Annotated in this window: 19 protein-coding genes; 8 read left to right on the top strand and 11 right to left on the bottom strand. The window is 65.2% G+C overall.

Annotated features, from left to right (window positions below; all coding sequences use genetic code 11):
- Nucleotides 1–20 precede the first annotated feature (20 nt).
- Complete coding sequence (locus NUH88_RS12320; protein WP_257766709.1) at nucleotides 21–896, bottom strand: prephenate dehydratase; 876 nt, start codon at nucleotides 894–896, stop codon at nucleotides 21–23.
- A gap of 17 nt (nucleotides 897–913) precedes the next feature.
- A complete protein-coding gene (locus NUH88_RS12315) occupies nucleotides 914–1,669 on the bottom strand; it encodes a 3-deoxy-manno-octulosonate cytidylyltransferase (protein WP_257766708.1) in 756 nt (251 codons plus the stop codon).
- A 249-nt stretch (nucleotides 1,670–1,918) separates the two neighbouring features.
- Here NUH88_RS12315 and NUH88_RS12310 point away from each other — a divergent pair, with 249 nt between their 5' ends.
- Together NUH88_RS12310 and NUH88_RS12305 are read left to right on the top strand one after the other, a co-directional pair.
- Nucleotides 1,919–2,521: a c-type cytochrome gene (locus NUH88_RS12310; RefSeq protein WP_257766707.1), complete on the top strand. Its 603-nt coding sequence runs from the start codon at nucleotides 1,919–1,921 to the stop codon at nucleotides 2,519–2,521.
- Nucleotides 2,522–2,596: 75 nt separating this feature from the next.
- Entirely contained in the window at nucleotides 2,597–3,376 is a 780-nt protein-coding gene (locus NUH88_RS12305) for an inositol monophosphatase family protein (protein WP_257766706.1), read from the top strand.
- 90 nt (nucleotides 3,377–3,466) lie between these two features.
- On the opposite strand, the gene NUH88_RS12300 is transcribed toward NUH88_RS12305, so the two are convergent.
- Nucleotides 3,467–3,973: an SET domain-containing protein gene (locus NUH88_RS12300; protein ID WP_257766705.1), complete on the bottom strand. Its 507-nt coding sequence runs from the start codon at nucleotides 3,971–3,973 to the stop codon at nucleotides 3,467–3,469.
- 161 nt (nucleotides 3,974–4,134) lie between these two features.
- Between NUH88_RS12300 and NUH88_RS12295 the strand changes: the two genes are divergently transcribed.
- Nucleotides 4,135–5,067, top strand: coding sequence for a 2-hydroxyacid dehydrogenase (locus NUH88_RS12295; RefSeq protein WP_257766704.1), 933 nt, complete (start codon nucleotides 4,135–4,137; stop codon nucleotides 5,065–5,067).
- A gap of 29 nt (nucleotides 5,068–5,096) precedes the next feature.
- Here the strand turns inward: NUH88_RS12295 and NUH88_RS12290 are convergent, their stop codons facing one another.
- Complete coding sequence (locus NUH88_RS12290; RefSeq protein ID WP_257766703.1) at nucleotides 5,097–5,462, bottom strand: MarR family transcriptional regulator; 366 nt, start codon at nucleotides 5,460–5,462, stop codon at nucleotides 5,097–5,099.
- 107 nt (nucleotides 5,463–5,569) lie between these two features.
- Entirely contained in the window at nucleotides 5,570–6,958 is a 1,389-nt protein-coding gene (locus NUH88_RS12285; protein ID WP_257766702.1) for a leucyl aminopeptidase family protein, read from the bottom strand.
- A gap of 158 nt (nucleotides 6,959–7,116) precedes the next feature.
- Here NUH88_RS12285 and NUH88_RS12280 point away from each other — a divergent pair, with 158 nt between their 5' ends.
- Nucleotides 7,117–7,776 (top strand): glutathione S-transferase family protein, encoded by a 660-nt coding sequence (locus tag NUH88_RS12280; RefSeq protein WP_257766701.1) that lies wholly within the window; start codon nucleotides 7,117–7,119, stop codon nucleotides 7,774–7,776.
- Here the strand turns inward: NUH88_RS12280 and NUH88_RS12275 are convergent, their stop codons facing one another.
- Nucleotides 7,777–9,093 (bottom strand): MATE family efflux transporter, encoded by a 1,317-nt coding sequence (locus NUH88_RS12275; protein WP_257766700.1) that lies wholly within the window; start codon nucleotides 9,091–9,093, stop codon nucleotides 7,777–7,779.
- A gap of 126 nt (nucleotides 9,094–9,219) precedes the next feature.
- Nucleotides 9,220–10,200: an adenosylcobinamide-phosphate synthase CbiB gene (cbiB, locus tag NUH88_RS12270; protein WP_257766699.1), complete on the bottom strand. Its 981-nt coding sequence runs from the start codon at nucleotides 10,198–10,200 to the stop codon at nucleotides 9,220–9,222.
- A 332-nt stretch (nucleotides 10,201–10,532) separates the two neighbouring features.
- Here cbiB and NUH88_RS12265 point away from each other — a divergent pair, with 332 nt between their 5' ends.
- Nucleotides 10,533–10,766, top strand: a complete 234-nt coding sequence (locus NUH88_RS12265; protein ID WP_257766698.1) for a hypothetical protein — start codon at nucleotides 10,533–10,535, stop codon at nucleotides 10,764–10,766.
- A gap of 15 nt (nucleotides 10,767–10,781) precedes the next feature.
- Here NUH88_RS12265 and cobU read toward each other — a convergent pair whose 3' ends face one another.
- Nucleotides 10,782–11,312 (bottom strand): bifunctional adenosylcobinamide kinase/adenosylcobinamide-phosphate guanylyltransferase, encoded by a 531-nt coding sequence (gene cobU, locus NUH88_RS12260; protein WP_257766697.1) that lies wholly within the window; start codon nucleotides 11,310–11,312, stop codon nucleotides 10,782–10,784.
- A 101-nt stretch (nucleotides 11,313–11,413) separates the two neighbouring features.
- On the opposite strand from cobU, the gene NUH88_RS12255 reads away from it, so the two are divergent.
- Nucleotides 11,414–11,620 carry a hypothetical protein gene (locus NUH88_RS12255; RefSeq protein ID WP_257766696.1) on the top strand — a complete coding sequence of 69 codons (207 nt, stop codon included), beginning with the start codon at nucleotides 11,414–11,416 and terminating at the stop codon, nucleotides 11,618–11,620.
- 6 nt (nucleotides 11,621–11,626) lie between these two features.
- Here NUH88_RS12255 and NUH88_RS12250 read toward each other — a convergent pair whose 3' ends face one another.
- Nucleotides 11,627–13,147, bottom strand: coding sequence for a gamma-glutamyltransferase family protein (locus tag NUH88_RS12250; protein ID WP_257766695.1), 1,521 nt, complete (start codon nucleotides 13,145–13,147; stop codon nucleotides 11,627–11,629).
- A 168-nt stretch (nucleotides 13,148–13,315) separates the two neighbouring features.
- Between NUH88_RS12250 and NUH88_RS12245 the strand changes: the two genes are divergently transcribed.
- Nucleotides 13,316–14,314 (top strand): 2-hydroxyacid dehydrogenase, encoded by a 999-nt coding sequence (locus NUH88_RS12245; RefSeq protein ID WP_257766694.1) that lies wholly within the window; start codon nucleotides 13,316–13,318, stop codon nucleotides 14,312–14,314.
- 75 nt (nucleotides 14,315–14,389) lie between these two features.
- Here NUH88_RS12245 and NUH88_RS12240 read toward each other — a convergent pair whose 3' ends face one another.
- Complete coding sequence (locus NUH88_RS12240) at nucleotides 14,390–15,493, bottom strand: porin (protein ID WP_257766693.1); 1,104 nt, start codon at nucleotides 15,491–15,493, stop codon at nucleotides 14,390–14,392.
- 117 nt (nucleotides 15,494–15,610) lie between these two features.
- On the bottom strand, nucleotides 15,611–16,495 hold the full coding sequence (locus tag NUH88_RS12235; RefSeq protein WP_257766692.1) for a LysR substrate-binding domain-containing protein: 885 nt from the start codon (nucleotides 16,493–16,495) through the stop codon (nucleotides 15,611–15,613).
- 135 nt (nucleotides 16,496–16,630) lie between these two features.
- Between NUH88_RS12235 and acdA the strand changes: the two genes are divergently transcribed.
- On the top strand, nucleotides 16,631–17,866 hold the full coding sequence (gene acdA / locus NUH88_RS12230) for a 3-sulfinopropanoyl-CoA desulfinase (RefSeq protein WP_257766691.1): 1,236 nt from the start codon (nucleotides 16,631–16,633) through the stop codon (nucleotides 17,864–17,866).
- The last annotated feature ends 9 nt before the right edge of the window (nucleotides 17,867–17,875 follow it).

Genomic DNA, 17,875 nt, shown 5'->3' with positions numbered 1-17,875 from the left:
AATTGGCGTCGCGCCGCCGGTCAGGCGACGGGGCCGTTGATGATCTGTTCGATGCGGAACTTGTGCGCCGGATAGGTGCCGAGGATGCGGACCGCGCCTTTCGGGCAGAAGAAATGCAGCTCCTCGAGCGCCAGCTTCAGCGGCGTCTCCTCCGGATGGCCCTCGGCGTCGACATAGAACTGGGCGGCGGTGAACTTGCCGTCGACGAGATAGGATTCCAGCTTCGTCAGGTTAATGCCGTTGGTGGCGAAGCCGCCGAGCGCCTTGTAGAGCGCGGCGGGCACGCTGCGCACGCGGAAGATGATGGTGGTCACGCACGGCCCGTTATCGGCGGGCGGCATGATCCCCTCGCGGGCCATGATCAGGAAGCGCGTTGTGTTGTGCTCCGCGTCCTCCACGCTCTCGCGCAGGATGTCGAGACCGTAGAGTTCGGCCGCGAGACGCGGGCCGATGGCGGCGATGGACTTGTCGCCCTGCTCCGCAATGAAGCGCGCGGCACCGGCGGTGTCGGCATGCTGCACCGGCTTGGCGCCGAGCTCGGCCATCAGTTTGCGCGACTGGGCGAGCGCATGGACATGGGAGCGGATCTCCTTCACGTCGGAGATCTTCGCACCCGGCACGCCGAGCAGCATCGCGTTGATGCGCTGGTAATGCTCGCCGATGATGTAGAGACCGGATTCGGGCAGCAGGTGGTGGATGTCGGCGACCCGGCCGGCGACGGAATTCTCGACCGGGACCATGGCCAGCAGCGCCTCGCCGGTCTTCACCGCTTCCAGCATGTCCTCAAAGCTCTGACAGGGCAGCGGCTCCAGGTCGGGGCGGGCGGCCTGGCAGGCCATGTGGGAGTTTGCGCCTGGCTCGCCCTGGAAGGCGATCTTCTGTTTCTGCTCGGTCACGGGACTGACTTTCGGACTTACTGTTTTTCGAGGATTTTTCGGGCCTTCTCAAGGTCCGCGGGAGTATCGACACCGAGCGGAACGGTGTCAACGCGGGCCACGTCGAGCCGCATCCCGGCCTCCAGCGCGCGGAGCTGCTCCAGCTTCTCGCGCAGCTCCAGCGGCGAGGGCGGCAGGGCGACGAAACGCTCCAGCGCGGCGCGGCGATAGGCATAGAGACCGATGAAATGAAACAGCGGCCCCGGCCCGTAAGGCACCGTGGCGCGGCTGAAATAAAGCGCGCGGCCCCGGCTGCCGTCCGCTTCCCAGGCGACGACCGGCTTGGTCACGCTCGGATTGGTGATGTCGTCCTCGTCCACGATCGGGGCGGCCGGGCCGCCGATATCCACCTCCGCCCGGTCGAGCAGAGCCAGCGTCGCCCGCGGCACCGCCGGATCGAGCACCGGCAGGTCGCCCTGGATGTTGACGATGGCATCGTGTTTGCCCTCGGGGTCGAGCTTCAGCAAAGCTTCCCAGATCCGGTCGGAGCCGGAGGGGTGGCCCGGGTCCGTCAGCACAGCCTCGCCGCCCGCCGCGCGCACCGCGTCGGCGATCTCCTGTTCGGCGCAGGCGACCGCGACCCGGCCGAGCTTCGCCTCCTCGGCCCGGCGGATCACGTGCACGATCATCGGCTCGCCGGCAATTGGCGCCAGCGGTTTGTCCGGCAGGCGCTCTGATTTCATGCGCGCCGGAATCAGCACGATCGGGTTGCTGGGTTTCGCATTCGCCGCCATCGCGGTCCTTCCTCCCGGACACGATTTCATGCCCGCGGCGCGGCGAAATGTCGCGCGCCGCTCTTCCCCCTCTTGAACGCAACTCCATGTCCGGACTTGCGTCTTAAGAGGCGGAACCTTATAGGAAACTGTTCCCGGCCTGTCGCCACCGATTTTGGCACTGCGGCCGGAATGTGAGATAAGCTGGTCCGCGCGACGTCCAACGAGGCGCCGCAGCGGCGGGAAACAAAGGCGGGACGAGGGTTCGGCATGTCATCTTCTCTTGAATTCAACAAGATCGCCGCGGGCGTTCTCTGTGGCGGCCTGCTTCTGATGGGCGTCGGCAAGTTCGCGGGCGTGCTGGTCCATCCGACGGACCTCGAAGAGAATGCCTATCCGATCGAATTGAGCGGCAACGGCGCGGCACCTGCCGCGGCGCCCTCCGGCCCGGCCCCGGTCGAACCGATTCTCGGACTGCTGGCGACAGCGGATGTCGCCGCCGGTCAGAAAGATGCGAAGAAATGCGCAGCTTGCCATAGCTTCGATAAGGGAGGCCCGAACAAGGTCGGCCCGAATCTCTGGAACGTCGTGAATGCCGATAAGGGCCATATTGACGGCTTCGCCTATTCCGATGCCATCAAGTCCTCCGGCGAGACGCCGAACTGGACCTACAGCTCGCTGAACAAGTTCCTCAAAAAGCCGAAGGACTACGCGCCGGGCACGAAGATGAACTTCGCAGGCATCAAAAAAGCCTCCGACCGCGCCGATCTGGTCGCCTATCTGCGCTCGCTGGCCGACAGCCCGGCGGCGCTGCCGACGACCGAAGAGATCCAGGCGGCCCAGGACGCCTACAACGCGGCCTCCGGCGGCTGATCCCGTCTATCGATCGAGACTGTCTGACGAAGCCGGGCACCCGCTGCCCGGCTTTTTCAATTCCGGAGTGAAGACATGACCCGCCCCTCCACCGCCGAACTCGCAGCCTTCGCCTGTTCCCTCGCCGATGCCGCGCGCGGCGTGATCCGCCGCTATCATAATTTCGGCGTCAGCATCGAGGCCAAGGCCGACGAGAGTCCGGTCACCATCGCCGACCGCACGGCCGAGAAGGTCATGCGCGCCCTGATCGAGGAGCGCTATCCGGAGCACGGCATCGCCGGCGAGGAATTCGGCACGGTGCGCGGCGACGCGGAGTTCGTCTGGTCGCTCGACCCGATCGACGGCACCAAGGCCTTCATCACCGGCAGCCCCCGTTTCGGCACGCTGATCGGCCTGGTCGAGAACGGATCGCCGGTTCTCGGCGTGATCGATATGCCGGTGCTGGACGAGCGTTTCGTCGGCGGCGCGGACTTCATGACGCGAAAGAACGGCTCGCCGGTGACGGTCCGGTCCTGTGCCGCCATGTCGGACGCCATCCTCGCCGCCACCTCGCCGAGCATGTTCGACGGTGTCGAGGAAACCTATGCCGCGCTCCGCGACGTAACGCGCTACCAGGTCTTCGGCGGCGACTGCCACAATTTCGCGACCCTTGCGAGCGGCCATGTCGATCTCTGCGTCGAGGCCGGCCTGCAGGACTACGATTTCCTCGCCATCGTTCCGGTGATCGAGGCCGCCGGCGGGATCGTCACCGACTGGAAGGGAGACCGCCCGGCCCCGGGGTCGACCAACCGTATCCTCGCCTCCGGGGACAAGCGGGTGCACGACGCCGCGCTCGAGATTCTTTCGAAGGCCTGAGCGAGCGCGCTCGCCTTCTCACGAACCAAAACAGTTGTCATTCCCGCGAAAGCGGGGATGACGACTTTTGTTCGGGGTAAATGTGGCGGTTCAACCACCCTTCAGCGCCGCGATCTTCCGCGCGAGATAGGCGGAGAACCAGCCTTCGTAGCGCACCTGAAGCTCGGGCCGTTTCCAGTCCTCTCCGGTCACGGTCCCGCGGCAGTTTTCCGCCCCGCACCGGCACTCCATGCTCCAATCGTCGTCGTCGCCCGTCGCGTAGTCGAAGGCAAGCTCCTCTCCGACCGCGATGTCGCGCATCGCATGGAACGAGATTTGCCCGACGATGCCAACATTGGGATCGCAGGAATGGTTCAGATACATCATCCCAGCATCCCGGTCCTCCGGCCGGTCCGGGCCGATGAAGAGGCCATCGTCGATCTGGATCTCGGACGGACCGAGCGTCTTCGCCAGTTCGTCGCGGCGGTCCCGCGTGAAGACATGGCCGCCCTTGATGACCAGCAGCTCGCCCGCGGAGATCGCACGCACGGCCCGCAGGCCCGTGCCTTCGATCCCGCTCCGATGTTTTTCGACCTTGTCTGAGAACCACGCGAACATTCCGGCCTACCTCCTGGATCCGGTTCGGGAAAAGGGCGCGCACACTAGACGATAGTCGTGACGGGCATATTACGGCGCGCGGTTTGCCCGCACTGGCCGGGACGGCCGATGCCATGCTAGGACCAAGATCCCACCTCGACCACACATCTCCGGAGCGTCCCATGCCCGCCGTCTTTTTCCGCTCCTCGAGCGATACCGCCACCGGTTGGGAGAAATCCCTGAAGGAGCTGATCCCCGATCTCGATTTCCGCGCCTGGCCGGAGGTCGGCAATCCGGAGGATGTCGAATTCGTGCTGGGCTGGAAGATGCCGCCGGGTTCGCTGAAGCAGTTTCCTAACCTGAAATGCGTCTGCTCCCTCGGTCAGGGCGTCGATCATATCTTCGCCGATCCGGAGCTGCCCGAGGGCGTGCAGATCATGCGGCTGGTCGACCCGTGGATGTCCCAGGCAATGAGCGAATGGGTGCTGCTGCATGTGCTGCGCTACCACCGTCAGGCGCCGGAATACGAGGAACTGCGGCGGACCAAGACCTGGAAGTCGCTGCCCGCGCCGGACACGGCGAGCCGCAAGGTCGGTATTCTCGGACTCGGTGCGCTGGGGGCCGATGCCGCTTCCAAGATCGCCGCGCTCGGCTTCGACACCGCTGGCTGGAGCCGGAGCGAAAAAATCATCGAAGGCGTAACGAGCTATCACGGCGCGGACCAGCTCATTCCGTTCATGCAACGGACGGAGATCCTCTGCTGCCTTCTGCCGCTGACGCCGGAAACGGAAGGCGTGATCAACGCGGAGACGCTGGCGGCGATGCCGGCGGGAAGCTTCGTGATCAATTCGGGCCGCGGCGGACATGTGGTCGAGGAGGATCTGCTGGCGGCCCTCGACAGCGGGCATATCGCCTATGCCGCGCTTGATGTCTTCCGCACCGAACCTCTGCCGGAGGAGAGCCCCTTCTGGGAACATCCCAAAGTCGATCTCTGGCCCCATGTCTCGGCGCAGACCAATCCGCTGAGCGGCGCCCAGCAGGTGGCGGACGCGATCACCAAGGTGTTCCGCGGCGAGGCGCCGAACAATCTCGTCGATCCGAAGACCCAGTATTAAGGCGGTATTGAGGAAGCAGAAGGGCGCGGTCAGTCGGCCGCGTCGGACTGCTCGAAGCGGGTCCCCTTGGAGGCCCCGACCACGAGATCGCCGAACTCGGTCAGAAACACCGAACCCTTGACCGTGCGCTGCACCAGCACGCTGCGGCGGTCGTTCTCATCCGCCTTGCGGCGCACGAAGCCGTACTCGCCGAGCCGGTCCAGCGCCCTGGTGATGGCCGGCTTGGACACGTTCAGCGTCGCCGCCAGACCCCGTACCGTATGCGGCGGGCTCTCGATATAGACGGTCAGCAGCACGGCAAGCTGACGTGCCGTCAGATCCGGCGTGTCGCGCCGGACGCTCTCCACCAGGGCCTTGCGCCAGATGCTGAGGGCTTGAATCGAATCGACGGCCATATCGGTTCCGGCAGCGCTGCATTTGTTTCGAAGTCGATTTGACTATACAGGCCCGCGCGGCCCCGCGCAATCACAGATCCGGAACAAATGTCCGATTCTGGAACGCGTTAACCATAACGTTTACGCAACATTTTATAAAAAGCCCGGACACCCATGGCCTCCCCGCCTTCCGGACGGCCCGGCCGCGCCTTCAGGTTCCACGCCATCAGATCGACATGCGCCCACCGTGTCTTGGGCGAAACGAAATGCTCGAGGAAGAGGGCCGCGGTGATCGCGCCCGCATAACCGCCGGACCCGGTACTGGAGAGATCCGCGTTCGGGCTCTTCAGCATCGCCTTGTAGGGCTGATGCAGGGGCAGCCGCCAGAGGTGGTCCTCGACCTCCTCGCCCGCTTCCAGCAGGTCGGCCGCCAGCGCGTCGTCATTCGCGAACAGCGCCGGCACCTCGGTGCCGAGCGCGACCCGGGCGGCGCCGGTCAGGGTGGAGAAATCGAGAATCATCTCCGGCGCCTCGCTGTCGGCTTCGGTCAGCGCGTCGGCCAGCACGAGGCGCCCCTCGGCATCCGTATTGCCGACTTCGACGGTCAGGCCCTTGCGCGAGGAAAGAATGTCCATCGGCCGGAAGGCGTTGCCCGAGACCGCGTTCTCCACCGCCGGCACCAGCACGCGCAGGCGCACCGGCAATTTGGCGTCCATAACAAGCTGCGCCAGCGCGAGGGCCTGCGCCGAACCGCCCATGTCCTTCTTCATCATCAGCATGGCGGAAGCCGGCTTCAGGTCGAGCCCGCCGCTGTCGAAGATCACGCCCTTGCCGACGATGGTCACCTTCGGGTGGTTCTTCTTGCCCCAGCGGATGTCGATCAGGCGCGGCGCCCGGTCCGCGGCCCGTCCGACCGCGTGCACCATCGGGTAGTTCTCGGCGAGCAGCGCCTCACCCTCGGTCACGGCGACCTTCGCCTTGTAGCGTTTCGCCAGCTCCGCCGCCGCCTCGGCAAGCTCGGCCGGGCCGAGATCGTTGGCCGGCCGGTTGATCAGGTCGCGGGCGAGGCCCGTCGCTTCGGCGAGCCGCGTCACTTCCGCCTGGTCGGCCCCCTCAGGCCAGACCAGTTCGGCCTTGAAGACGGTCTTTTCCTTGAACTTGTCGAACCGGTAATGGGCGAGCGCCCAACCGGTCGCCGCGCGGGTCGCGGCCTCCGGCGCGAGATCCGCGTCGAGATAATAGCGTCCTTTCGGCAGGAGCGGCGGAAGCGGTGCCAGGTCCCAGAGCCCGCCGCCCGGCTGCGCGCTTTCACCGGCGCCGAACAGCACCCGTTCCAGCCCGCCGTCGGCGTCCGGAACCAGACAGACCGTACCCGCGTCCGCCTTGAAACCCGAATCCCTGACCCAGCGTGCGGTCCGCGCCTCGGCGGTTTTGAGCCAACCGGCAAGAGATCCGGCGGTCACGGGTGTCAGCGGAATGGATTTCGGGGTCGCCTTGGCGACAAAGCGGAACGGCATGGGAAGCTCCTGAACGGAAAAGGCTCTTTTCTTCTAGCCCGCACTCCGGAGCCCTTCAAGCGCCACCGCATAGCGGGCAGAGCGGCGGAGAGACAGAGGTTGCGCACGGAGGCCGTGGCGGTTCAAATATGCCCTCAGGGTTCGGAGGGAACACCAGAATGGCGCAATACAGCCTGATAATCGGAAACAAGAACTACTCGTCCTGGTCGATGCGGCCGTGGCTGATGCTGAAAGCCGCCGGCATTCCGTTCGAGGAAACGGTGATCGCGCTCGACACCCCGAACACCCGGCAGGAGATCCTCCGGCACTCGCCCTCGGGCAAGGTTCCGGTCCTGAAGGACGGCGAGCTGAATGTCTGGGACAGCCTGTCGATCGGCGAGTATCTGAACGAAAAACACCCCGATGCGGGGCTCTGGCCGGACGATCCGATGGCCCGTGCCCGGGCGCGTTCGGTCTCGGCTGAAATGCATTCCGGTTTTCAGGCGTTGCGCCAGAACATGCCGATGAACGTCCGCTCCAGCTTTCCCGGGCTCGGCCGCGGTCCCGGCGTGCAGGAGGATATCAACCGCGTCACAGCAATCTGGCGCAACCATCGCCGGCGGGTAACCGATCCGGCCGCCGGTCCCTATCTCTTTGGGCGCTTTACCATAGCCGATGCGATGTTCGCCCCGGTCGTCTCCCGTTTCCGCACCTTCGGCGTGGAGCTCGCCGACGAGGCCGCGGCCTATGCCGATGCGGTATGGGAGCACGAGGCGGTAAAGGCCTGGGTCGAGGATGCCCGCAAGGAGCCCATGGTCATCGACCGGCACGAGTTCTGATCAGTCGGCGAGCCCGCGCTCCAGACGGGGATAGTATCCGAGCAGGGTTACGGCCCGGACGAGCAGGAAGAGGCTGTAGCCGGCCCAAAGCCCGTGATTGCCGAACTGGGCGACCAGCGGAATCGCGGCAATGACGAACAGTACCAGGCAGAAGATCATGCTGTTCCGCATCTCCTGCCCGCGGGTCGCGCCGATGAACACACCGTCCAGCTGGAAGGACCAGACCGCGAGGACCGGGAAGGCCGCGACCCAGGGCAGGTAGACCCGCGCGGTCTCGCGCACGGTTTCGATGCTGGTGATGGTGTTGACGATCAGCCCGCCGCCGAACCAGAAAATCCCGGCGATCAGAAGCGCGAGTACGCCCGCCCCTTTCGTCGTCGCGATCACCGCTTCGCGCAGCCGGGAGCGCGAGCGCCGGCCGATCGCCTCGCCGACAAGCGCTTCTGCGGCATGCGCATAGCCGTCGAGCCCGTAACCGGCGAAACTCTTAAAGACGCCGAAGACGGCATTGGCCGCCAGCACCGTGTCGCCGAGCTTCGCGCTCTCGTTCATGAAGAAGGCGCCGGCGGTCAGCACTGCGAGGGTGCGCAGAAAGATATCCCGGTTGACCGCCATGATGGCCTTCAGGCGGCGGAAATCCGTCAGCTCGCGCAGCGTCGGCACCCGCGCATCGCGCGGAGCGAGACGCCAGACGATGGCGGCACCGACCGCGAGGCCAGCATATTGCGCGATCACCGTCGCCAGGGCGACGCCCTCGATCCCCCAATCCAGAACCAGCACGAAATAGAGGTTGAGGGCGACATTGACGGAATTGATCAGCAATTGCTGCACCAGCCCCGCCCGCATCGCCTGCATCCCGAAGAGCCAGCCGAGGAGCGAGAAATTACAGAGCGCAGCCGGCGCCGCCCAGACCCGGATGGCGAAATAGGTCCGCGCCGCCTCTTCCACTTCCGCGCTTCCCTCAAGCAGTGCGAAGGCAGTCTCCTCGATCGGCGCCGAGAGCAGGATGCAGCTCCCTCCGAAGATAAGGCCAAGGATCAGCGCCCGCCCGAGGGAAGCGATCACTTCCGTGCCGTCGCCCGCGCCCTTGGCCTGGGCGACGAACCCGGTCGTTCCCATGCGAAGAAACCCGAACCCCCAATAGATATAGTCGAAGAGCAGCGTGCCGAGCGCGACCCCGCCAATATAGAAGGCCGCGTCCAGATGGCCGACCACCGCCGTGTCGACCGCACCGACGAACGGGATGGTGAGGTTGGAGAGCACGACCGGCCAGGCCAGCTTCCAGACCCGCCGGTTCATGGTCGTCTCGTTGGGCAAGTATCGGAACTCCCGGGGCAAGGGCCGGCGCGATGTAGTCCGGCACGACCATAGAGGCAAGGCCCGCAGGTTAATCGGAACATTTTCGAACCCCGAGGTCTCATGAATGTCGGTCCGGAGACGCGCTCAGAGAGACAGCAGGGTACAGCCCCCGACGGCAAGCAGCAGCGCCAGGCAGGCCAGCCGGAAGAGCGAGAGGGCGCGCAGGATATCCGCCGGAGCCGCCGCCGCGCGGCCGTTTCCCATCCAGGCATCCTCCACCGTCTCCCCGCCATAGACGCGCGGTCCCGCGAGGCGGAGACCGAGGGCGCCGGCCGTCGCCGCTTCCGGCCATCCGGCATTCGGCGAACGGTGCTTGCCCGCGTCCCTGAATGTCGCCCGGAACGAAGCGCGGGGATCGGCGTCCGGGAGAACGAACGCGGCGGCCCAGAACAGTCCGGCGGAGATCCGGGCCGGGACGAGATTGGCAAAATCGTCGAGCCGCGCCGCCGCCCGGCCGAAATCGATATAGCGCGCGTTCCGGTGCCCGATCATGCTGTCGGCCGTGTTCAGCGCCTTGTAGGCAAGCAGGCCCGGCAGCCCCGCCAGCAGGTACCAGAAGGCCGGCGCAACGACCCCGTCGGAGAAATTCTCCGCCGCGGTCTCGATCGCGGCCCGGCAGACCCCGGCTTCGTCAAGCTGTTCCGGATCGCGGCCGACGATCAAGGAGACCGCCCGCCGCGCGCCCGGCAATCCGTCCTCGCCGAAGCCGATGGCGACCGCGCGGACATGATCGTAAAGGCTACGCTGGGCGAGAAAGACGGAAGCGATCGCGGCCTCCAGCAGCCAGCCATAGGCCAGGAACGAGACCGCGCGGTGCAGCAGCCAGCCGAGCGCCGCGGCAGCCACCAGCAGACAGACGGCAAGAATGACGCCGTTGCGGCGGCGCTCCTCATCCGTCTCAGTCCCGGCGTTCCAGCGCGTCTCCGCCCATCCGATGGCATTGCCGAAGAGCACGACGGGATGCGGCACCCGTTTCCAGAGTGCGGGAGGATCGCCGACAAGGGCATCGAGGATCAGGGCGAGAAAGAGAATGCCCCCCGCGCTTGCGAAGATGTCTTCGCTCATTTCCATGCCTCTCACGTCTCTCTCTCGGGGCCACTATCGCCGGCCCGTCTGCCACGAGAAAGCCGTCAATTTCCATACAAATTTATTTAAATCCACAGGAAAAATGCGGCCTTCTTGACAAAGGATCAATGATTCCGCATACTTGCTGATGACAAAAAGCGGCCCGGTCAGGGCGACCGGGCCGTTAATTTGAAGTGAGTTCTCACAAGGAGAATCGGCTAAGGGACTCACCAACACCGAGTATGAACTTTTCGATTTTAATTTACAATACGTAAACACATTTCGTTTAGTTAGTCTTCCAGCCCATTCATTTACGCTTGAAAGGGATGTTGATGAAACGGCGATATTTCACACGCAGGAGGCACGCCATAAAGGCGAACCTTCTCTGGATCAGGACCACGAGCTGGATCGCAGCTCCGTGCCTTGCCATGTGGCTCGGTTACAAGGTGGTCTCGCAGGGGACTTTGGACATGACGGCCTTCGCGATCATCGCGGTGCTGGCCGCCATTTATCTTGTCTCGGTGCTCCGGGTACGGGGCCTCTCCGGCGAATGGACCTTCTTCTGACGGCCCCGCTTCTCCCTACTTTCCCTTCACGACAACCGGCAGACCGGCGACGACGAGCGTGACTTCGTCCGCCGCCGCAGCGATGCGCTGGTTGAGCCGTCCTGCGTGATCGCGGAACTCCCGCGCCAGCCTGTTTTCCGGCACGATCCCGAACCCGACCTCGTTGGCGACCAGAACCAGGCGGCCGGGAAAGACCGACACCGCATCTGTCAGGGCATCGGTCTCCCCGACGATATCCGAACCGCCGAGCAGATGGTTGGTCAGCCAAAGGGTCAGACAGTCGACCAGCAGCACCCGGCCCGGTGCCGCCTCCCGCTCCAGCAATCCGGCGAGATCCAGCGTTTCCTCGATCGTGCGCCAGCCGTCTCCTGCCCGGTCTGCCTTGTGCTGCCGGACCCGCACCCGCATCTCCTCGTCGCGCGCCTCCGCCGTCGCGACATAGACTCGCTCTCCGCCATGGGCGCGGCACAGTCCCTCCGCATAGCGGCTCTTGCCCGAACGGGCACCGCCGAGCACCAGCGTTATCCTCGCCGCGTCCTGCGTCATATTGGCCTCACGATCAATCGCCTGTTCCCGACCATGGCCGGGAGAGTACACTCAGGCCAAGGGGAAACCCAACCGGCCGGCATCGCAAACGGGAGTAAGACATGCCACAGGACGATCTGACCATGAGCGCGCAGCTGCTCCTGGAATCGGTCGAGGAGGACAACGCCGACCTGCAGGAGGCGTGGGCCCAGCTTGAGCAGATTCTGAACACCATGCGCGCCGAAGGATTACAGCCGCCCGAAGACCTGCTGAAGCTCGAGCAGCGCATGCTGGCCGACTTCGCGCAGGAGAATGGCGAGAAGAGCTGATCCCGCCTAGCGGACCATTCCGGAGGCCCGCGCCCGCGGGTCGCCGACGGCCGCCGCGCTTCCGTCCGCATCCAGTCCGACCGCCTGCACCGAGGCCAGCATCGGATCCCGTCCCGGGCTGAGCTTCAGCTGCAGGCCGCGCGCGTCGGCGAGCGGTTGCGCCGTTTCCGCCAGTTCCTCGTCGGCAAGCATGCTTTCGGTCTCGGCATGCACCCGGGCCCGTCCGACCGCCTCCGGCAATGTGTCGCCGAGTACCAGGCGGTTGAAGAGCACCTGCATGATCGAAGTCGGGATCCGGGTCGAGCCTGAGGCGCCGATCGCCATCCGCACCTTGCCCTCCCGGAAAAGAAGGCTCGGCATCATGCTCGAGACCGGCCGCTTGCCGGCGACCACCTCGTTCGGATTGCCCGGCCAGGGGCTGAACAACATCATCTGGTTATTCAGGAGAATGCCGGTACCCGGCAACACCACGCCGGAATGGTTGTTGTTCGAATAGGTGATGCAGGCTGCGTTGCCATGCTTGTCCACAACGGCGAGACTGGTGGTCTCGCTCGACTCGCCCGGCGCCGCCTTCAGAAAGGCGGGATCGCCGAAGCTGGCCGCGCGCTTTTTGAATATCGCCAGCATCGCGTCCGCGAGAAGTCCGTAATGCGCGCCGTCGGTCACCGTCTCTTCCGCGAGCGCGGCGAGACCGGCGAAGACCAGGCTGCCGGACGAGGGTGGCGGCATGGTGGCGACGTCATGCCCCTTGAAGCTGGCCGTCGCCGGCGCGCGCCAGATCGCGTCGTAGCCTTCGAGGTCCGCCTTGGAGAGGAAACCGCCATGGGCCTCCATCTCGGCGATCAGCCGGTCGCCGAGCGCGCCCTTGTAGAAACAGTCCGGTCCCTCTTTCGCGATCTGGCGGAGCGCGGCGCCATATTCCGGGTTCGCCATCTCGTCGCCGGCGCGGAACAGACTGCCATCAGGCTTCAGCAGAAGCTTGCGCGTCGCCTCGGTCAGATTGAGCAGCGCTTCCGTCCGCGCCATGCGGAGCGCGGCCTTGTGGCCGACCCGGAACCCGCCCTCGGCGAGCGAAATGGCCGGCGCCAGCACGTCCGCCATCGCCAGCTTACCGAATTCCGCCTGCGCCGCGCCGAGGCCGCGCACCGATCCCGGAACCGCGACCGAACGATGCCCGCGCTCGTTCTCGCGCCCTTTTACCCGGATCACGTAGTCCATGGCGGCGTCCGTCGACGCGTAGAGCTCGTATTTCGCCGCCGCCGGACAGGTCCCGAGAAAGTCGATGCTCTCGGTCCGGCCGCTTTCCGCGTCGTGCAGGATCATGAAACCGCCGGCGCCGATGCCGCTGTCGAGCGGTTCCACCGTGCCCATTACATAGGCCGCCGCCACCGCCGCATCGATTGCATTGCCGCCCGCCTCAAGGATGTCGAGGGCGGCCCGCGTCGCATCCGCGTTGCCGGTCGCCGCCGCGCCGACTTTGGGGGTGCCTTGCTGCCAGGTGGAGGAAACGGGATCCGGCTCGGCCATGTCACACTCTGATGTTTCAACTCGGGAGGGACCGGGAGTGTGTGCGATTTCCTCAGGGTCTGTATATAAATATTCACCGTCCCGGCACTTGCCGCCCGCCCGGCGGCAGTCTATTCCGGATGCTTCCCGACCGCTTTTTCCGCGGTGTCCTGACGAAAGAGTTTCCCCGTGTCCAAGTCCCTGAGCCTGCTCCTGACCCTGCCGAAGCACAGCCCGCGCTACGAGCTGCTGAAGAAGTTCCTGACGACGGACTGGGAGATCCGTACCTGGTCGAAGGACGAGGGCGAGGACGCGTTCCAGGAGCGCGTAAAGGATGTCGACGTGCTGGTCGGCGGCGGCGTGCCGGAGCTGCCGAAAGGCATTCCGCTGAAGCTCTTCCAGATCCCCTTCACGGGCTACGACTGGACCGGTCCGGAGAAGGTTCCGGCGGGCGCCGTGTTCTGCAACACCTTCGAGCACGAGACCACGATCGCCGAACATGTGCTGAACGGCATGCTGGAGTTCCAGACCGGCCTGATGCGCGAGACCCATCCGATGATGAAGACCGAGTCCTATAACGGGCGGGACATCTCCAAGGGTCCGATGCATCGCGAGATGCGCGGCGCGACCGTCGGCATCGTCGGCTACGGCCATATCGGCCGCGAGGTGGCGAAACGCTGCAAGGCCTTCGACATGAAGGTCATGGCGGTCTCCCGCACGAAGCGCGATGAGCCGGGCCTGGTCGACTGGTACGGCACGACGGACGAACTCGACCATCTGCTGCAGGAAAGCGATTTCGTGGTGGTGACCGCGCCGCTCAGCGAAGAGACGCGCAGCATGATCGATCGCGAGGCCTTCAACAAAATGAAGCCGGATGCGGTGATCTGCAATGTCGGCCGCGGCGCGGTGGTCGACGAGGCAGCGCTCTACGAGGCGCTCTCGACCCAGCGGATCCGCGGCGGGATCATCGATGTCTGGTACGTCTATCCGTCCAAGGACGAGCCCAATCCGTGGCCGTCGAAATTCCCCTTCCAGAAGCTCGACAACATCATCATGTCGCCGCACAACTCGGCCTGGACGAACGAGATGAGCGAGCGCCGCTGGGCCTTCGTCGCTGCCAATCTCGACCGCTTCGCGCGCGGCGAGGAGTTGCAGAATTTCTGCTTCGAGGGCACCCGGCAGGGCTGACGCCACGCGCCGGAAACGAAAAGGCCGGGCATAACGCCCGGCCTCTCTTCTTCCCGATGACTCTCCCTTGCGGGATCAGAACTCGAGGGTCATGCCGACGAGCGCGGCCGTGCCCTCGTTCTCGGTGCCGGTCTCGTCCTTGAACTCGCTGTGGAACAGGGTTCCAAGCAGGCTGACGCCCGGACCGATCTCGTAATTCGCCGACAGCATCACGGTGTCGTTCTCGCTCTCGCCGGCGACCGCGACCTGATCCTCGAACTCGCCGCTGTAGTAGGAAAGACTGACGGTCACCGGATCGAAGGCGTAGGAGACGCCGATATCGAAGCCGTGGCCGTCGAGCGAGGTCGCGGTGTCGGTGCCCTGCGCGGCGTTGCCGTCGGTGCTGGCATAGGAGCCGCCGACGGTGAAGCCGGCATGGCTGATCTCGAAACCGAAGCTGTAGCCTTCCGCCTCGTCCGCGCTGCTGTTATCCGGCGCCGAAGCGGTCAGGAAACCAGCCGCGAGGGCGAGCGAGGTCTCCTCGCCGAAGTCGCGGACATAATTCACGCCGACCGCGAAACCGTCATGGTAGAGGTCGCCCGCCGGCTGGGCATTGCTGTCGCGCTCGAATTCCGGGATGTAGGAGACGCCGACCTGCAGGTCCATGAAGCGCGGCGTGTAATATGTCAGCTTCGTGCCCTTGTCCTCTCCGAGGAACAGGAAGGTCGACTTGAACGCCGAATCCGAATCGCCGCCGGTCGGGTTGTCGATCCAGTCGTCGATATCCGCATCGTTGATGCCGAGCCCGACATCCGGCGCGGAATAGTGCATCTGGGCCGCGGCGTTGTCGCGCTTGCCAAGCTCGAAACGGCCGAACTCGGCTTCGGCCCAGCTGTAGCTGTCCTTGAGCTGCTCGCCGGAATCGGTATTGCCGTTGAGGACGACTTCCAGCCCGAACTGCAAACCGTTGTCCAGGGTGGTGTCGCCGACAAATCCGATTTCCGCGTCGGATTTCACATCGAACCCTGTGTAGTCGGTCGTGCCGCCATTATCGTCATTGTCGGCATAGCCGAAATACTGGGTCATGTAGCCTTCGATACCGACGGAAAGCTTGTCGGCAGCCTCGGCGGGAACGGCCCAGGCGGCAGCGAGGGCCGCAAGCGCGATCGGCGCGCCAGTGCGCTTCAGAAACGGGGTCAAAATCTTACTCCTTGGAACGGAACGGTCCGGTCGCGAATGCGAGCGGTCGTCGAAACATCGGGCAATCTGAATGAAATGCGATTGCCTCGCAATATCATTCTCTACGGATATTGCATGTTATGTTATAATATTACATAAAAGCAAGCCGGTTAATGCAGCGACAAGCACCTCCGTCAGCGCCGCCCGCGGCGAGGCGTGGCGCTCCACGACGATGACCTGGCGCGTCGCCACCGGATCGCCGAACGGCAGCACGCGGATCGCCTCCCGCGTTTCCCTGCCGAGCGCAGAGTCCGGCACCACGGCGACCCCAAGTCCGCAACTCACCATTTCGATGATCGGCTCGATCGCATCCAGTTCCATCGCCTCGTCGACCGACAGCGCCCGGTCGCGCAGCGCGTGCTCGATGATCCTGCCGACGCCCGTCCGGCGGTTGAAGCGGATGAACGGATGCCGGGTCAGAAGATCCGCGTCGCTCCCGCCCGTGAAGGCCTTTGGCGCGATCACCGAAAGCGGCTCCTCGAAGACGAGATGCGCCTTCAATTCCCCCGGCAGCCGTTCGGGCGCGGTCAGGATCGCCGCGTCCAGCTCGCCATGAACCACACGGCCGAGAAGTCCGGCGGAAAGTCCGCTCTCGATGCGCACCCTGAGATCCGGATAGTGCTCGTGCAGCGCGGTCAGCGCGCCCGGAAGGACCCCGGTGCTCGCGGTCTGGATCACCCCGAGGCGCAGCGTTCCCGCGATCGCGCCGCCGCCGCGCACAATGCGCTTCAGATCGTCGTATTTCGTCAGCACCTCGCGGGCCTCTGGCACCAGCGCAAGCCCCCGGTCGTTGAGAACCGGCGGGCGGCGGGAGCGGTCGAACAGGTCCGCGCCGAGTTCCTCCTCGAGATTGCGCATCTGCATGCTAACCGCCGACTGGGCAAGCCCGAGCCGGTCCGCCGCGGCGGCGAAACTCCCGCGCGCGGCGACTTCGAGAAAGATCTGCAGGCGGCGAAGGGACATTGGAGCCTTTTCTTCAGTATTTCTGAATTTAATTATCAGATTAATGCGCTTGCCTGAAGATAATCCCGCCGCCAGACTTCACGGCGACGTGAGGAGCGCGTGAGCATCGCGCCCGGAAAATAAGGAAACGCCCCCATGCTGTTCGATCTGTCCGCCGACCAGAAGGATCTTCAGGCCCGCGCCCGCGCATTGGCGGCGGAGGTCATCGCCCCCCGCGCCGCCGGGGTCGACCGCGCCGAGCAATATCCCTGGGACAATGTGAAGGCGCTGACCGAGGCCGGCTTCATGGGGATGACGGTACCGAAAGAATATGGCGGTCCCGGCCGCTCCTATCTCGACACCGTTCTGGTGATCGAGGAGATGGCGGCCGCCTGCGGCGTCACCGGCCGCATCGTGGTCGAGGGCAATATGGGCGCGATCTCCGCGATCATGAGCTACGGCTCGGACGCGCAGAAGAAGCTCGGCGCGGAGCATGTGCTCGAAGGCGACAAGCTCGCCATCTGCATCACCGAGCCGGATGCCGGCAGCGCGGCGACGCAGATGACCACACGCGCGGACAAGCGCGGCGACACCTTCATCCTCAACGGCAAGAAGCACTGGATCACCGGCGGCGGCGTCTCGCGCCTGCACCTGATCTTCGCCCGCGTCTTCGACGAGGACGGGACCGAACTCGGGATCGGCGGCTTCCTGGCCGACAAGGACAAGTCGGACGGCCTGATCATCGGCACCCGCGAGCCCACCATGGGCCTGCGCGGCATTCCGGAGACCGAAGTGATCTTCCAGGACCTCGAGGTTCCGGCCTCCATGGCGCTGCTGCCGCCGAGCGGCTACAAGCGCGGCTTCGCGGACCTGATGAGCGCCTATAACGCCCAGCGCGTCGGCGCCGGAACCGTCGCCATGGGCGTCGCCGCCGGCGCCTACCGCCATGCCCTCGCTTTCGCCGGCGAGCGGGAGCAGTTCGGCCGCCCGATCGCCGAGTTCCAGGGGCTGCAATGGATGCTGGCCGACATGTCGGTGCAGCTCGAGGCTGCCCGATCGCTGATCTATCGCGCCGCGGCCAGCGCCGAAGGCCCGAACGGCCCCTTCCCGGACGTGACGCTCGCCGCGCAGGCCAAGATCATGGCCTCGGAAATGGCGATCAAGGTGACGACCGACGCGCTGCAGGTGTTCGGCGCGCGCGGTTATTCGCGCAACTTCCCGATGGAGCGGATGCAGCGGGACGCACGCATGTTCACGATCGGCGGAGGCACGGCGCAGATCTTGCGCACGGTTGTCGCCTCCCGCATCCTCGAACGCAAGCTGCCGCAGACCCGCGAGGGCCATCTGCGGCTTGCTGAGAAGGAAAACGCGAGCCGTCTCGCCGCCGAATAAGGACCTTCC

Source organism: Nisaea acidiphila, from assembly GCF_024662015.1.
In the GTDB taxonomy this organism is placed as follows: Bacteria; Pseudomonadota; Alphaproteobacteria; order Thalassobaculales; family Thalassobaculaceae; genus Nisaea; species Nisaea acidiphila.
The sequence above is the reverse complement of the archived record's forward strand: the minus strand, read 5'-3'. Positions and strand labels throughout refer to the sequence as shown.

Coding starts and splice junctions, on each gene's coding strand:
- NUH88_RS12315 (WP_257766708.1), bottom strand. CDS start 1,669: ATGGCGGCGAATGCGAAACCCAGCAACCCGATCGTGCTGATTCCGGCG.
- NUH88_RS12310 (WP_257766707.1), top strand. CDS start 1,919: ATGTCATCTTCTCTTGAATTCAACAAGATCGCCGCGGGCGTTCTCTGT.
- NUH88_RS12305 (WP_257766706.1), top strand. CDS start 2,597: ATGACCCGCCCCTCCACCGCCGAACTCGCAGCCTTCGCCTGTTCCCTC.
- NUH88_RS12300 (WP_257766705.1), bottom strand. CDS start 3,973: ATGTTCGCGTGGTTCTCAGACAAGGTCGAAAAACATCGGAGCGGGATC.
- NUH88_RS12295 (WP_257766704.1), top strand. CDS start 4,135: ATGCCCGCCGTCTTTTTCCGCTCCTCGAGCGATACCGCCACCGGTTGG.
- NUH88_RS12290 (WP_257766703.1), bottom strand. CDS start 5,462: ATGGCCGTCGATTCGATTCAAGCCCTCAGCATCTGGCGCAAGGCCCTG.
- NUH88_RS12285 (WP_257766702.1), bottom strand. CDS start 6,958: ATGCCGTTCCGCTTTGTCGCCAAGGCGACCCCGAAATCCATTCCGCTG.
- NUH88_RS12280 (WP_257766701.1), top strand. CDS start 7,117: ATGGCGCAATACAGCCTGATAATCGGAAACAAGAACTACTCGTCCTGG.
- cbiB (WP_257766699.1), bottom strand. CDS start 10,200: ATGAGCGAAGACATCTTCGCAAGCGCGGGGGGCATTCTCTTTCTCGCC.
- NUH88_RS12265 (WP_257766698.1), top strand. CDS start 10,533: ATGAAACGGCGATATTTCACACGCAGGAGGCACGCCATAAAGGCGAAC.
- cobU (WP_257766697.1), bottom strand. CDS start 11,312: ATGACGCAGGACGCGGCGAGGATAACGCTGGTGCTCGGCGGTGCCCGT.
- NUH88_RS12255 (WP_257766696.1), top strand. CDS start 11,414: ATGCCACAGGACGATCTGACCATGAGCGCGCAGCTGCTCCTGGAATCG.
- NUH88_RS12250 (WP_257766695.1), bottom strand. CDS start 13,147: ATGGCCGAGCCGGATCCCGTTTCCTCCACCTGGCAGCAAGGCACCCCC.
- NUH88_RS12235 (WP_257766692.1), bottom strand. CDS start 16,495: ATGTCCCTTCGCCGCCTGCAGATCTTTCTCGAAGTCGCCGCGCGCGGG.
- acdA (WP_257766691.1), top strand. CDS start 16,631: ATGCTGTTCGATCTGTCCGCCGACCAGAAGGATCTTCAGGCCCGCGCC.